This window comes from Rahnella sp. JUb53 (assembly GCF_004346065.1).
In the GTDB taxonomy this organism is placed as follows: domain Bacteria; phylum Pseudomonadota; class Gammaproteobacteria; order Enterobacterales; family Enterobacteriaceae; genus Rahnella; species Rahnella variigena.
The window spans coordinates 65,226-80,358 of record NZ_SLYT01000002.1 but is presented as its reverse complement, the minus strand read 5'-3'; the positions used below and the strand labels follow the sequence as shown (position 1 = coordinate 80,358).

Here is a 15,133-nt window from a genome sequence, read left to right as displayed (position 1 = left end):
ATAACCCAGCCAAAGGTGTGTGATAGGTTTAATACTTATCATCTATCTTTTGCTGCGTTCTGCAGCGATGCTGTTTTTCCGGGACAGAAGACAATGAGCCACAGTAAATCGGATGCGTCAGAACATCCGCAGGGAGAAACCGCCGCCAGTAACGGGATCTCCGTTATTGCTTTATTGGTTGCTGCTGCTTTCTTTATGGAGTTTATCGACGGTACGGTGATTGCCACCGCACTGCCGCAAATGGCGATTTCCTTCGGCGTATCAGCGGTCGATCTCAATGCCGGGATGAGTGCGTATATGCTGACGCTGGCGGTACTTATCCCCGCCAGTGGCTGGGCGGCAGAACGTTTTGGTGCCCGCAACGTATTCACCTTTGCTCTCGCCGTCTTTACGCTGGCTTCGCTGTTTTGTGCCATGGCGACCAGCGTCAGTGAGTTTATCATTCTGCGTATTATTCAGGGTGTTGGCGGTGCGCTGATGGTGCCGGTCGGGCGTCTCACGGTGCTGAAAACTACGCCAAAACCACAGTTAATCAAAGCTATCGCCACGCTCACCTGGCCTGCGCTGGTGGCGCCGATCCTCGGGCCGCCGCTCGGTGGGTTCATTACCCATTACGCCTCATGGCACTGGATTTTCTATATCAATGTGCCGCTCGGAATTATTGCGATGATGCTGGCGTGGCGTCTGTTTCCTCAGGCACCTTCCGATGAACCCAAACATTTCGACAAACCGGGGTTCCTGCTCACCGGGCTGGCGATGCTTTCGCTGGTCACCGGGCTGGAGCTGATCAGCCAGGATCATATTTTGTGGACAACCGCCGGGCTGTTACTGGTCGCAGGTGTGGTGCTTTCGGTGCTGGCTGTGCGTCATCTTTACCGCGACCCCGCGCCGATGGTGAATCTGGGGTCGATGGTGATCCCGACATTTCGTATTAGTATGGGCGGCGGTTCGTTGTTTCGCGTGACCATCAGCGCGGTGCCGTTCCTGCTGCCGCTGATGTTACAGGTCGGATTTGGTATGGATCCGTTCCATGCCGGTTTACTGGTGCTGGCGGTGTTTGCCGGTAATCTGGCGATGAAACCGGCGACCACGCCGCTGATCCGCCGTTTCGGCTTCCGTCCGGTGCTGGTGGTGAATGGCCTGCTGAGCGTTTTCTCACTGCTGTTCTGCGCGTTTCTGACGCCGGGCACGCCGGACTGGCTGGTGATGTTATTGCTGTTTCTCGGCGGCCTTAGCCGTTCAATGCAGTTTACCGGCATCAGTACGCTGGCATTTTCTGATGTGCCTGCAAAACAAATGGCCGATGCTAATACGCTGTTCAGCACGGTGCTGCAACTGTCGGTCGGGCTTGGGATCACGGTCGGTGCGCTAGGTACGCGCCTGGGTGAACAACTGGCAGATGCGCTGCATTGGGAGTCCGTCCCCGGCATGAGTTTCAAAGTGGCTTTTATTGTTATCGCGGTGCTGACCCTGATTGGCTGGCTGGATATGTTGCGTCTGAAACCGGATGCAGGTTCATCTGTTTCGGGCAAAAAGTAAATCGCTGCTCTATGCTGAGTCGTGTTAATTAACCCCTTTGGGAGACCCCGATGTTCACAGGATTAAGTGCTTTTCCTCTCACCCCGCTGACGGATAAAGGCATTGATGAGAAATCTTTTGTCAGGCTAATGTCGCGTCTGGTGAGTGCGGGTGTGGATTCCATCGGCGCACTGGGCTCGACGGGCAGTTATGCTTATCTGAAACACAGTGAACGTGACCGCGTTGCCCGGCTGGCGGTAGAACACGCTGAGGGTATTCCCGTGATGGTCAGTATCGGTTCAGTGCGTACCTCTGACGTGCTGCACCTTGCGGAAGATGCCCAGCGGGCGGGTGTGAGTGCTGTATTACTGGCACCTGTGTCGTATCAGAAACTCACCAGTGATGAAGTCTTCACGTTGTATGAAACGGTGACCCGTCATCTTTCGGTGCCGCTGTGCGTTTACGATAATCCTGCCACGACGCATTTTGATTTCACCGATGAGCTTTACGGGCGTATCGCTCAACTGCCGCATGTTGCCAGTATTAAAATTCCCGGGTTATCTGCTGACCCTGTTGCCACGCAAAGACGTCTGGCGGCGCTTCGTCCGTTGGTTCCGGCGCATGTGACGCTCGGCGCGGCGGGTGATCTGGCTGCTGCCACGGTTCTGACGCAGGGCGGCGATGTGTGGTATTCGGTCATTGCCGGATTGTTCCCGGAAATTCCGGTGGCGATCACACGTGCAGCACAAAACGGGGATACCCAAACTGCGCAGTCTTTATCGGCACAGCTTGAGCCTTTATGGGAAATGTTCCGCCAGCACGGAAGCCTGCGCGTTGTGGCAGCCGCCGCAGAAATTCTCGGCCTGGTTTCTGCCCCATGTCTGCCGTTACCGCTTCAGTCTGTTACGGGTGATGAACGCCAGCGACTGGCACGTGTTATTGAACAGCTTAATTTGCGAGCCTGATATTCGCGGCGGAAATATTTCCGCCGATATTTATTTCATCTGCGCAGCAGGTAAGAGTTATTTATTTTATAAATAGATGGCATTGCTATTATTCATCATGTTTATTAATTTCTGATACATAGAAAGTTCCTCTTTTTGCCTTTCACCCTGTGTTAGACTGGGTTGCCTAAAAATGAAGTTTCAACTTTCGTCGATGTGATTATTTAAAAAATAAGGATATTTATGCTGACACAGGCAAAAAGTAGGCATCAGTCCAAAGATGACCTTTTTCTTCAAAGACTTAAAAATAAACAACTCGCGAAACTCACTCAGACAATAAAAAATACCATCCATACATACGAGTTTCAAAATAAGTTGGCGCACGATCGTAATTTCAATAACATAGAGAAAACCGTTCAGGAGTCCTGGGCTGCTGCTGTTATTCTCAGGAATGCCAATGTCTTCGGCGAAACGGTTTATAAACTCTGCGGTAAGTTAAAGAGCATATGGTCAGAAAGTAATAACTCTGAGGAGTTTGCTTTTTTTAAAAAAGAAGTTGAAGCAGATGTTGATATCGATGGTCAGTTTGCAAGGATATCCAAACAGGATATTACCTCTGTTCTGTTGTCTGCAGAATATTCAGCAGAAATGTTCGTCAGAAAAATACAGTTACTTAAATCGATGGGGACGTTTATCATCGATCATGCGATTCATGATGCGGGTAAATATGCGTTTTTGTTTAAAAATAATGCCTCCCCGGTGGAAAAAATAAAACAAAGGAACAGACCGGCCAGTCTGTTCACTGTCAGGGGGCGGAGCGGCGTGCTATCGAAAACTTATCGTGAAGACATCGGTATTCTTGATAAAGCCACCTTCGATCAGCTTGACCCAAAACTGCAAAAAATATTAACCATTAACGGACTGACGAAAATTCGACCGCTTTTTAGGACCCGGATCAGTCACAAACTGGCTGATGGCAGTCGCGCATTTGTGGAACGTATGTTTGACCGCGATAACCCTTTGCTCGCCTCTATCTCCGGCAGTACCGCAGACATATTTATTGCAGCAGAAGTTCTTGACGATAAACTGAATCAGTCTCAGCTTGATCAGTTAACTCTTTCCGCTATCGCCCTGATTGTCGGGGGCGGCTATCATGCTATGCACGAAGTCATTAATATCCGTTCACCACACCTTAATGTTATCGCCAGCATTGAAAGCCAGATGCGACTAAAAAATTGTAGTGCAGAGTTGCAGGAATATATCGCGGCTTTACATGATGCCTGCGACCGGCTCAGATAATTTATTCCCCCGCTTTTTACCGGCAGGGTCCTGCACAGTGAGGATGCTGCCGCTTTTACGTCACGGCTTCTGCATTCACCCTTTTTGTTGATTACCATCCCTATGATTGCGCTGAAATTGCTCAGGATGGCAGCCTTTTGACTTTTAAGTCCTGCGCCCTGTCGGCAAAGCAGAACCATTTATCTTATTAATAGATATTTTCCATTTCTATTATTCATTAAGTTTATTAATAAACCTAAACTAACGATTTAATCCGTTTGGTTATTTCCTTGTGTTAGACTCCGCTGCCAAAAAATGAAATCTGATTTTTTGCAGAAGTGATTCTTTTAAATAATAAGGAAATTTATGCTGCCACAGGCAAGAAATGGATCCCAGTCCAAAGATGATTTATTTATATACAGATTGAAAAACAAACAACTTGCTCAACTCACCAGCACGAAAAGAAAGTTAAGCCATACTTATGAGTTTCAGGGGAAGTTGGTACATGATCGCAACTTCAACAATATAGAGAAAACGGTTCAGGAATCCTGGGCTGCCGCCGTTATTCTCAGGAACGCCCTTGTTTTTGGTGAGACGATTTATATTCTTTGCGCTAAGTTTGCGAAGATATGGTTAAAGAATAACAGCTCTGAAGAATTTGATTTTTTTGCAAATGAAGTTAAAAAAAATGTAGATACCACTGGCCAGTTTGCAAGGGTATTCAAACAGGATATTACCTCCACCCTTCTGTCATCAGAATATTCAGCAGAAATTTTCGCCAAAAAAATACTGCTAGTTAAGGCTATGGGTGAATTTATCATCAATCATGCCATTAATGATGCGGGGAAATACCCATTTCTGTTTAAAGATAATGTTCCTCCGGTAGCAAAAATAGTGCAAAGAAACAGGCCTGACAGTCTGTTCACCGTGAGGGGACGCAGTGGCGTGATGTCGAATGCCTATCGTGAAGATATCGGTATTCTTGACCAAGCCGTCTTCAGTCAGCTTGACCCGAAACTGCAAAAAATATTAACCATTAACGGCCTGACGAAAAACAGACCGCTTTTCCGTACCCGTATCAGTCATAAACTGGCAGGCGGCAGTCCGGCATTTGTTGAACGCATGTTTGATCGTGATAATCCTTTGCTGGCTTCTATCTCGGGCAGCACCGCCTGTTTATTTACGGCGGCAGATGTTCTGGACGATAAACTGAGTCAGTCTCAGCTTGATCAGATAACCCTGTCCGCTATCGCCCTGTTCGTCGGGGGCGGCTATCATTCCGTGCACGAAATCATCAATATCCGTTCACCGCATCTTAATGTTATGGCAAGCATTGAGAGCCAGATGCGGCTTAAAAACCGTGGTGCGGAATTGCAGGAATATGTGGCGGCTTTACATGCCTCACGCGATCTCCTGAGATAATTTGCTATTCCCCTCTATTTTAACGGCGACACCCTCCCGCGGGGGGATGCCGCCGCTTTTATGTCACCCAACAAACAGCCACCCTTTTTGACCCTTATTCCCCCGTTTGATTTCGCTTAAATCGCTTAAGGTGGCAGCATCATGAACCTTTTCTGCCTGCGCGCTGGCGCGGTGCAAAACCACTAAAGGCTATTCAGGCGTGGCAAAATCATTTTTACGCAGTGGCAGTCTCAACGACATCCTCGCGCTGGGCGAAAACGGGCAGCCGGTATACGCATCAGCCCTGCAATTACGGGAAACCTTACGCCTGCGTAAACAACCCGCAATCGCGGATTGTCTGGCTATTCCTCAACTCAATGAGGCCGGTGACCGTCTCGACTGGTATTCCCCTCGCGAAGGCAAAGTGGTTTCCTGGGCGGCTGCCACGGACGCGGCGCGTGCCTCGGCCTTACGTCAGCTGGAAAACTGCCTCGATGTCGTGTCGCAAATCAGCAAAGCCGCTAAATCCTCTGAAAAATCAGCCAGTCAGTTTTTTGGTGCGCTACTGGAAAAAGCCTTTCGTTTTCCGGATCAGAACCACGTTTATCTGGTCGGCGGCCAGCCTGTTCTGACGTTCTGGGGCTTTGTCAGCCTCGACAGCACAGCCAGTGCCGAACCTTTTGCCGCCCTGCGCGATACGCTCAAAGCTGACGAACCGTTGCCTTCACTTTCGCTGGCCGCCGAAAAAGTCAAAACGCCTGAACCGGTTATCGCGCCTGAAGCGCCAGTGCGTGTGATAAAAACCATTGAGGCGCGCGCCGCAGAACAGGAGGCCGTCACGCCTGAACCGGTTGCTGCACCGCGCCGTAAAATATCGACACTGATCTGGGCACTGCCGGTGGCGGCGCTGGTCGTGGCCGGTTCGGCTGCGGGCTGGTTGTATTCGCGCACGCCTGCACCGAAAGCTGAGATAGCTCAAACCGAAACCCGGAAACCTGCTCCGGTAGCCGAACCTGCGGTGATCGCCCCGCCACCGGTTGCTGAACCTGCGAAGGCACCGGAAGTTACAGCATCAGAAGTGAAAGCATCAGAAGTGAAAGCCCCGCAAGCCGCGCCTGCTGCTGTAGTGGTGCCTGCGCCAGAGCCGGTCGCGGAAGTCGAGAAAACGCCGGTAGTGGCAGAGCCTGCCCCAGCGCCAGTCAGCAAAAATGCGCTGGTACTTCCGCCGGATGCGGTAAAAATCGGTTCGACGAAATTCCTCAACGGCAACTGGAATGGCATCGTTGAAATCAAAGACCCGGTTACCGGCAAGCCGCCGGTGCTGCGTTATCAGTTCAAACAGGGTCAGGGTACGGTGAAAATTACCTATGGTGCAGGTGTTACCTGTCGCGCGCCGGTTAATGCCGGGCTGATGCAGTCAGGAAACCTGGTGATCAATACCCGTTACAGAGCGAAATGCAGTGACGGCTCCCGATATCAGATGCCGGAAATCAGTTGTACCCAGGGCGCGACTGGCGCTGCCGTGTGTCAGGGCCGTTATAACGGCGACACGGTTTACCCAATGACGATTAAGCGCGAAGGTAAATAAGACCATGCTGGCAACCATTACTGATTTTAAACAAAAGATTACTCTGATCCGGGACAGCGGCATCCAGTTCCTCGACTTCTCGCTTAAGCCGGTCTGGGATCTCGAACTGCCTGCCAAATTTGTGCGTAAAAGTGCCAACGGCCCGCTGTTGCGACTGGATTATAATCCGCAAAATGGCCGTCACTTTTTACCGGCAACCGATGGCGGCGCGCCGGAAGTCGTGCGCCCTGAGTTCAGTTTTCCGCTGGAACAGTCGCTGAAATTGCTGGATCAAATCTGGCTGCCGCTGCCTTTCCTGCGCTTTAATCCGCCGCGCACTTTCATGGCCGGCCCGGATAACTGGGCGCGGGTGCAAATCCGTCAGCTGGATACGCCGGAAGCGGACGGCAGCACGCACCGCGTGGTGATTGCTTTTGATACCCGCGTGGTGGAAGGCGATGATGAACAAACTCAGCTCGCCCCTACGCCTGATGATGTGAAAAACGGCATCAGTTTTGCGCTGGCCTGGCATAACGACGAACTGCCGGATTTCCTTGACCAGACCTGGGTTGACGGCTGGCTGCGTGAAGTGTTTACCGAACAATCCGCCATTCGCGAAAAGCGTGAGGCGCGCAACATCAAAGTTGCCCTGCGCGAGTTTGAATATCAGGCGCACTACCTGAATTTGCTGGAAATGCTCGGCAGTCAGCTGGGTATTCCAGAGCTTAAAATCAGCGGTGCCACCTTGCAGGAACCGGCGATCAACGTGGATTTGATCCTCGATGTCGGTAACTCGCATACCTGCGGCATTCTGGTTGAAGATCACGTTGGCGAAACAGACGGTCTGAAGCAGACCAGCGAACTGCAACTGCGCGACCTTTCTCAGCCGCATTTTCTCTATAACGAACTGTTCGAAAGCCGCGTGGAGTTTGCTCAGGCGCGCTTCGGCAAACCTAACTTTTCTGCCGAAAGTGGCCGGGATGATGCGTTTATCTGGCCGTCGATTTTACGTGCCGGTCGCGAAGCCAGTCGTCTGGCTTTACTGCGCGAAGGCACCGAAGGATCAACCGGGATTTCCAGCCCGCGCCGCTATTTGTGGGATGAAGACAGTTATACGCCGGGCTGGCGTTTCAGTCAGGGCGGGCACGGCGCGATCACTGAACCGGTCGCGGCGGCCATGCCGCTGACGTTTCTGATTAACGATGAAGGCCAGCCGCTGTCTGATTTGCCTGTTGAAGATCGTCTTCCGGTGTTTTCGGCGCACTACAGCCGCAGTTCTGTGATGACGCTGATGTTGTCCGAACTGCTGGCGCAGGCGCTGATGCAAATCAACAGCCCGGCTCAGCGAACCAAAATGCTGCGATCTTCCGCCCCGCGTCAGTTACGCAATATCATTCTTACCCTGCCTTCGGCGATGCCTAAACCGGAGCGCGAAATCTTCCGCCGTCGTATGCAGGAAGCGATTGGTCTGGTGTGGAAATCGATGGGCTGGCATCCGTCTGATGACGGTTTTAAACATCCGGCCGACAAGGCGAAAAGCCTGATGCCGGTACCGGATGTGCAGATGGAATGGGACGAAGCCACTTGTGGTCAGATGGTGTATCTGTATAACGAAACGCAGGTGAATTTCGGCGGACATACCGGTGAATTTTTTGCCAGCATGGCGCGTCCTGACCGTGAACTGGCGGATGACGAACCAGTTGGCAAAACCCTGCGCATCGCCTCCATTGATATCGGCGGCGGTACTACCGATCTGGCTATCACCCAATACTGGCTGGATGACGGTATGGGGAATAACGTCAAAATCACCCCGCGTCTGCTGTTCCGCGAAGGCTTCAAAGTGGCGGGCGACGATATTCTGCTCGACGTCATTCAGCTCTACATTTTGCCAGCGCTGCATGCGGCACTGAAAAAGGCCGGTCTGGCGAATCCTGACGGGCTGATGACACGTCTGTTCGGCAGTGAAGGTCGCATGGACGGGCACGCAACGCTGCGCCAGCAAAGCACGTTGCAAATTTTCATTCCGCTGGCCCATGCGGTGCTGGAAGTGTATGAACGCTTTGACCCGCTGGACACCCACGCGGAAATTGACGCACCGTTTGGTGAGTTGCTGGAACAGCCGCCGACGCAAAAAGTGCTCGATTATCTGCACACAGAAATCCAGCGCGTGCTGCCTGCCGGTTCCGCGGTCTTTGATATTTTGCGGACACCGCTGGTGCTCAAGCTAAGCAAGCTGCACGGTGAATTTTTATCCAACCGGATGAGTATTACTCAGAATCTGCGTTCACTGTGTGAAGTCGTGTCGTTGCATGATTGCGATGTCCTGCTGCTGACCGGCCGCCCTTCGCGTTTCCCGGGGATTCAGGCGTTGTTCCGTCACCTGCAACCGCTGCCGATTAACCGCATGTTATCGCTCGACGGTTATCACACCAGCGGCTGGTATCCGTTTAATAAACTCGGTCGCATCGATAACCCGAAATCTACCGCCGCCGTGGGCGCAATGCTGTGTCTGCTGGCGCTGGATCTGCGTCTGCCGGGCTTCTATTTCAAAGCCGGTGATTTCCAGCCTTATTCGACGGTACGTTATCTGGGCATGCTCGATGGCAATCAGGCGCTGACCGACGAGAACGTCTGTTACAGCGATATTGACCTCGATGCCCATGATTACAAACTCGACAGCGCGGCCAGTTTCCGTATTCGTGGTGCCATTTGTCTGGGCTTCCGTCAGCTGGAAAATGACCGCTGGCCTGCGTCACCGCTGTATACCCTGTCAATTGCCGAACCTGAACTGGCGCGTAAAGTGGCCGGTGACAGCGTGCTGCGGGTGAAACTGGCGGTGAAAAAAGGCGAAGACCACCCGACGCCTGAATTTTTTGATATTGCCAGCGCAGTGCTGGATAACGGCACCAAAGTGCCCGTTCATCACCTGCGTCTGCGGCTAAATACACTGGGCGAAAGCCATTACTGGATCGACAGTGGGAGCGTATTCGTCTCATGACAACCAGCACAACAGCAACAATCCCGGCACAGGCAGTGACTACAAATGTGCTGCAACGTCAGTTTGCCGCCGCGTCTGACACCATCGGTGACGCGCTGAACTGGGTGGAAAACACCCGCGCTCAGGCACCGCGTTTAGATCTCGAAGCAGACCGGCTGAATTTGCAGTTAAAACGCTGCCGCGATAAAGCGCAGCGTCTGGCACTGGCCTGCGAGCTGCCGCCCGCGCTGGGCTTTTACGGTCATTCTCAGGCGGGAAAATCCTATCTGATCTGCTCGCTGGCAGCGGGGAATTATGGCCGGCTGGAAACCCGTCTGGGCGGCGTGACGCTGGATTATCTGACGCAAATTAATCCGGGCAACCGCACTGCACGCCTTGCCACCCGTTTCACCCGCCAGTCTGATGTGCGTGACCGGGCTTTCCCGGTGCGCGTGTTGTTACTGAATGAGCCTGATCTGGCCCGCATTGTTATCCGCGCCTTCAAGCCGGACAGTCATTATCACGTGCCGGATACGCAGCAGATCACCGAGCATCTGAATAAGCTGATGATGCATCGCCAGCCGGAGCCGGTTGAAGGCTTCAGCAGCGAGCAGATGATGGGATTATGGGATTCTATGATTCGGCTGGATGCTCGCCGTTTTCGCCACCTCAATGCGCATTTCTGGCCGGTTGCGGTAAATCTCGCGCCGTATCTGACTGTCGATGACCGTGCGCGTTTGTTTTCCATACTGTGGGACAACGTGCCCGCGCTGACCACGGCTTACCGTCATTACGCGCATACGCTGCAACATCTGGGCGGCGCAAAAAGTCTGCTGGCTCCGCTCAGCGTGCTGGTTGATGATGCGATGCAACCGGCGGATGGGATCTTCAGTCAGTCTCCGGCTTTTGACATTGAGATTTCCGTCTGCCCCGAATTTGAAGGTACGGTCACTGCGCCGGTGACGTTGTCACTTGAAGAGCTGACCTTGCTGGCCGCAGAAGTGCAAATCCCCCTGCTTTCGCCGCCACGCGAAGCGTTATTCGAACAGTTTGATTTACTGGATTTACCGGGCTACGGCAGCGCTGAAAACGATGAAAGTGACGATGATGGCGGTGATGATATCAGCCCGCTGTTTCGTGCCAAAGTCGCTTATCTGCCGGAACGTTACACCGACCGCCATGAGATGAATATGCTGATGGTCTGCACCGCTGCGGATAAACGCGATGATGTGGTCGCCGTGGGCCGGATGCTTGAGCATTGGGTGAAAGAGATGCACGGCGAAAACACACAGGTGCGCAGCCGCCGTAAACCAGGGCTGGTGTGGGTGCTGACCCCGTTCGACCGGCGGATGACGCAGTCTGTGCATTTCGACGAGGCCGTCCAGCGTCATGTCGGCAATCCGGGCGATGCCTGGGGCGCGCTGCTGGCGATGGACGAGCGGGGTCTGCAACGCATGGCGGATTATTTGGTGGCTGAAATTCGTCCTGATGTGCGTCTCAACCGTTTGAGTGAATTGCGTGATGAACTGCATCGTGAACTGGCGGATAACCTGCTGGGTCGCTGGTATCAGGAAGGCGAAGCGGCTGACCCGTTGCAGAAACAGCGCACGGTACAAACAGTGATTAAAGCGCTGCAAACCCGCACCGGCGTTCATGGCGAACTCCTGGAAAAGCTGTTGCCGGGCCGCGACGAGCTGCACCGTATTTATCTGGAGCATACCGGCCAGCCAGTGGAGTCCGGAGCTCAGGATCAAAACGGTGCAGAGAGTTTTGGTATTGGCATCGATATTGATCTGTTCGCTGAACAACAGGACGCGCCAGTCTGGCAGGCTAAACCGGATGACGGCACCGCCTTTGCCCGTCAGGTACAGCGTTACTGGATCAACCATCTGCGCAGCCTGCCGGAAAACGAACCCTTGATCGCCCTGCTTGGCGTGGCGAAACCGACGGTTGAATTGCTGATGGAAGAGCTGATCACCGCCAGTTTCCGACTCAATATGGGCGACGCGCTGGTGCGGTCTCTGGGCAGTACATTACCGGCGGGCGCGCGTGAACACGATCATCACGCCGACCGGCAGGTTTCCCGTGCGCTGACCGTGCTGGGTGATTTTGTGGCGTGGCTGGGTTTTGAAAAACAACCGGAAGCTGAGCGTCCGGAAAGCCGTATTAACAAAGGCCACAAGATTTTCGCCAAACCGAAGAAAAGTGTCGCCAGCTGGAAATCATCCCAGCGCCTGACCAAACTATCGGCTACTCCGACCAATTCCACCGCGTTTTATATCTACGACTGGCTGGTGGGTTTGCAGGAAAGCATCATGCGTAATGCAGGTTACGCAGCGGGCGGTGAAATCCCGGCAACACAGCGCGACAGTCTGGCGCGGTTGCTGAAGGTGTTGAGAGTCGCAAGCTGATAAAAAAACCGGGACATCAGCGTGGTGTTCCGGGTTTATGTATGACCGGTGTGGGTTATTGTTTAAAAGAAGATTTAAAAAGTGTTTGCTGGCAGCATGCACCCTGAATTTTTTTCTACATACTCCTCAGCACAATAAGTAAAATCATGTGCAAATGATCACGGCCTCATGAACAAACCGGACAGCAAGATGAATGTAACCCGCATTACTCCCTCTTTTATTTTCCCGACAAAAATCACGCATAAACACAGCCGGTACCGAGGGCTTTCCATGCTGTCCGGTGCGTTTTTATGTGTCGCATTGTTCAGTACACCAGCCTATGCCGGCTGGTATCAGGTACGTAATTACATCGGAACTGTAGGTAGCTATCCCGTTCACGTCTCACTGCAAAACTATGATGAGTTAAATCGTGGAGAAGCCAGGCAGAAAAAAATTGACGGGAGTTACTACTACGATGCAAACCGACGCCCTATCGCTTTAGTGGGTACGCGCCATGCGGATGGCAAGATGGTTCTTTGCGAAGCGACGCCTCCCGATACTCTCGGAGACAGTCCGGTGGTGCCGAAGCCGACATCCGCACGTCCCAATCCTTGTCCGATTGAACTCAGCGTTGAGAGCGGAAAAGTGACGGGTATCTGGAATGACGGAAAAAAATCCCTGGATATACGTCTGCAAGAAGTGGCTCAACTTGATAACACTGACGACAAAAGTCAGGAGATAAAACCTTCCGGGGATGTGGAAATTCCTATGTGGTATCACACGAAAACGCATTTATTATTAGGGATTTACCAGCAAGCGCAGGACTGTGCCTTTTCAATGAGGAAGCTGCGGTTCATTAATATCCGAACGGGTAAAACGGACAAAGAAATGGCATTTGAATGCGGTGCTGGCACCGTCGCAACCTCCATTTACAGTAATGTGTGGCAAGGAAGCAGTGATAAACATGTCACGATTGAATTCCCTGGTGGCTTTAACAATATGGGTGAAGACAGAGATGTTTTGATTGAGTAAGCGCAGAGTGACCGGCTGCTGAAAAAGCGCAATCTGAGTTACACAAAATGCCGGTAAGGCGACTATAAGTATGGGGTCAGGAAATTTCATTCACCGCTCTGAGCGTTCGCAAAGAGCCGAAAAGGAGTCCATATGACTGATATCGCTAAGTTACTCGGCAAAGAAGCTGATTCACTGCTGCAGCATCAATGTTCCACCATCACCGCCGATCAGCTTTATCTTCCCGGCAGCGATTTTGTTGACCGTGTAATGATCGACAATAACCGCTCTCCCCGCGTGCTGGCCGCAATGCAAAACTTGTATAACACCGGACGCTTAGCCAAAACGGGTTATCTGTCCATTTTGCCGGTGGATCAGGGCGTCGAGCACTCCGCAGGCGCTTCCTTTGCCGCGAATCCCCTCTACTTCGATCCTAAAAATATTGTCGAACTGGCTCTTGAAGCCGGCTGTAACTGTGTGGCATCCACATACGGTGTCTTAGCATCAGTTTCACGCCGCTATGCCCATAAAATTCCGTTCCTGGTCAAGCTGAATCATAACGAAACCCTGAGCTATCCGACGCAATACGACCAGACGTTGTATGCCAGCGTGGAACAGGCATTCAATCTTGGTGCGCAGGCAGTCGGTGCGACGATTTATTTTGGCTCGGAACAATCTCGCCGCCAGATTGAAGAAATTTCAGCCGCTTTCGAGCGTGCGCATGAACTGGGAATGGTCACTGTTTTATGGGCATATCTGCGTAATCCGGCGTTTGTGAAAGACGGCAAGGATTATCATTCCAGCGCCGATTTGACCGGACAAGCCAACCATCTGGCTGCGACCATTGGCGCGGATATCGTGAAACAGAAAATGGCGGAAAATAACGGCGGCTATACCGCGGTGAAATTCGGTTATACCGATGAGCGCGTGTATTCGAAACTGACCACCGATCACCCTATCGATCTGGTACGTTATCAGCTGGCTAACTGTTATATGGGGCGTGCAGGTTTAATTAATTCCGGCGGTGCAGCCGGGGAAAATGATATCCAGGAATCGGTCCGTACGGCAGTTATCAATAAACGTGCTGGTGGCATGGGTCTGATTCTGGGGCGTAAGGCCTTTAAGAAATCTATGAAAGAAGGTGTTGCGTTAATAAACGCCGTGCAGGATGTTTATCTGGATAAGAAAGTCACTATTGCCTGATGGTTTTTTAGCAATGTAAGTCTGACAGTGTAAGTTGAGTAATATGTGTCTGCTGGCCGGAAGGTTTCTTCCGGCTTTTTCAGGCATCATCTCAGAATATTTTGTTTTTAATTAACTTCAGACAGCTGAGTAATTCCGAATCCGATAGAAGATTGAATTTCGCCATTATCTTTCTTTTATGCACGCTGACGGACTTCTCTGCTATCTGCAATTTTCTGGCAATATGCCCCACATCCTTACCCGCGTGGATCAGCGTTGCAACTCTGGCCTCTTTTGCAGACAACTCTGGTTGCCTGCAGTTGGCACAATCACGTGGCAACTGGTCAGGACTGCCTGTCGTGTGGTTCGCCCAGCCGCTGATCACCCGTTTTCTGATGTGTTCCAGAGAGCTCTTACGGTTAATAAAAATAATATTAGTAATACACAACGGCAGGTCTGTCATGAACGGCACTGTCCGGCAGTCGTACACGGCAATAATCAGACTGTGCGGAGTGCGTTGCTGAAATAGTGGCTGGCAAATAGTACTTTCGCCAGCGCTGAATCTTTTAACGATAATGTTCGCAGCAGGAATGTTTTCTTCAGTCAGATCAGATATCTGTACAGGAATTTTCTTTTCCAGAGAAAATATCTGCGTAAGGAAATTCTCCATACCATAACGATATGCTGCATTCGGATCATCAAAAATAATATTTAACATGACGGGCTTCAGCTTATTAAGATAATAAATAGCGCCTGTTATCCTCTTGCAGGCTTGCGGCTGATATTACTCAGTTATGGGGAGTGCTCAACATTTTTCGAGTCTACTTTTACACCATAAAAACTGTTGATTTTAAAATTCCCCTGT

General features: G+C 51.7%; 10 protein-coding genes. 9 read left to right on the top strand and 1 reads right to left on the bottom strand.

The genetic code is table 11. The annotated features are described in order from the left end of the window. Positions 1–93: 93 nt before the first annotated feature. The 9 genes from EC840_RS04870 to fbaB all read left to right on the top strand — a co-directional run bounded on the left by EC840_RS04870 (position 94) and on the right by fbaB (position 14,289). The gene (locus EC840_RS04870) at positions 94–1,539 is read left to right on the top strand and encodes an MFS transporter (protein WP_132964145.1); all 1,446 of its coding nucleotides are present in this window, start codon (positions 94–96) and stop codon (positions 1,537–1,539) included. A gap of 50 nt (positions 1,540–1,589) precedes the next feature. Continuing rightward, positions 1,590–2,483, top strand: coding sequence for a dihydrodipicolinate synthase family protein (locus EC840_RS04865; RefSeq protein WP_132964143.1), 894 nt, complete (start codon positions 1,590–1,592; stop codon positions 2,481–2,483). Between the two features lie 222 nt (positions 2,484–2,705). Beyond that, a complete protein-coding gene (locus EC840_RS04860) occupies positions 2,706–3,761 on the top strand; it encodes a hypothetical protein (RefSeq protein WP_132964142.1) in 1,056 nt (351 codons plus the stop codon). A gap of 345 nt (positions 3,762–4,106) precedes the next feature. Beyond that, on the top strand, positions 4,107–5,162 hold the full coding sequence (locus EC840_RS04855; protein WP_132964141.1) for a hypothetical protein: 1,056 nt from the start codon (positions 4,107–4,109) through the stop codon (positions 5,160–5,162). A 199-nt stretch (positions 5,163–5,361) separates the two neighbouring features. Then, positions 5,362–6,729, top strand: a complete 1,368-nt coding sequence (locus EC840_RS04850) for an SrfA family protein (RefSeq protein ID WP_132964140.1) — start codon at positions 5,362–5,364, stop codon at positions 6,727–6,729. Between the two features lie 4 nt (positions 6,730–6,733). Continuing rightward, positions 6,734–9,706, top strand: coding sequence for a virulence factor SrfB (locus EC840_RS04845; protein WP_132964139.1), 2,973 nt, complete (start codon positions 6,734–6,736; stop codon positions 9,704–9,706). Further along, positions 9,703–12,096 (top strand): virulence factor SrfC family protein, encoded by a 2,394-nt coding sequence (locus tag EC840_RS04840; RefSeq protein WP_132964138.1) that lies wholly within the window; start codon positions 9,703–9,705, stop codon positions 12,094–12,096. Before EC840_RS04845 ends, EC840_RS04840 begins: the two co-directional genes overlap by 4 nt. Before the next feature lie 168 nt (positions 12,097–12,264). Further along, positions 12,265–13,107 carry a hypothetical protein gene (locus tag EC840_RS04835; RefSeq protein WP_205951199.1) on the top strand — a complete coding sequence of 281 codons (843 nt, stop codon included), beginning with the start codon at positions 12,265–12,267 and terminating at the stop codon, positions 13,105–13,107. Positions 13,108–13,239: 132 nt separating this feature from the next. Next, complete coding sequence (gene fbaB / locus EC840_RS04830) at positions 13,240–14,289, top strand: class I fructose-bisphosphate aldolase (protein ID WP_129640047.1); 1,050 nt, start codon at positions 13,240–13,242, stop codon at positions 14,287–14,289. A gap of 91 nt (positions 14,290–14,380) precedes the next feature. Here fbaB and EC840_RS04825 read toward each other — a convergent pair whose 3' ends face one another. Next, the gene (locus EC840_RS04825) at positions 14,381–14,986 is read right to left on the bottom strand and encodes a helix-turn-helix transcriptional regulator (RefSeq protein WP_132964137.1); all 606 of its coding nucleotides are present in this window, start codon (positions 14,984–14,986) and stop codon (positions 14,381–14,383) included. Between the last annotated feature and the right edge of the window lie 147 nt (positions 14,987–15,133).

Bases quoted from the DNA above. Each gene is read 5' to 3' on its own strand.
- EC840_RS04840 (WP_132964138.1), top strand. From the start codon at position 9,703: ATGACAACCAGCACAACAGCAACAATCCCGGCACAGGCAGTGACTACA.
- EC840_RS04845 (WP_132964139.1), top strand. From the start codon at position 6,734: ATGCTGGCAACCATTACTGATTTTAAACAAAAGATTACTCTGATCCGG.
- EC840_RS04835 (WP_205951199.1), top strand. From the start codon at position 12,265: ATGAACAAACCGGACAGCAAGATGAATGTAACCCGCATTACTCCCTCT.
- EC840_RS04860 (WP_132964142.1), top strand. From the start codon at position 2,706: ATGCTGACACAGGCAAAAAGTAGGCATCAGTCCAAAGATGACCTTTTT.
- EC840_RS04825 (WP_132964137.1), bottom strand. From the start codon at position 14,986: ATGTTAAATATTATTTTTGATGATCCGAATGCAGCATATCGTTATGGT.
- EC840_RS04870 (WP_132964145.1), top strand. From the start codon at position 94: ATGAGCCACAGTAAATCGGATGCGTCAGAACATCCGCAGGGAGAAACC.
- fbaB (WP_129640047.1), top strand. From the start codon at position 13,240: ATGACTGATATCGCTAAGTTACTCGGCAAAGAAGCTGATTCACTGCTG.
- EC840_RS04855 (WP_132964141.1), top strand. From the start codon at position 4,107: ATGCTGCCACAGGCAAGAAATGGATCCCAGTCCAAAGATGATTTATTT.
- EC840_RS04865 (WP_132964143.1), top strand. From the start codon at position 1,590: ATGTTCACAGGATTAAGTGCTTTTCCTCTCACCCCGCTGACGGATAAA.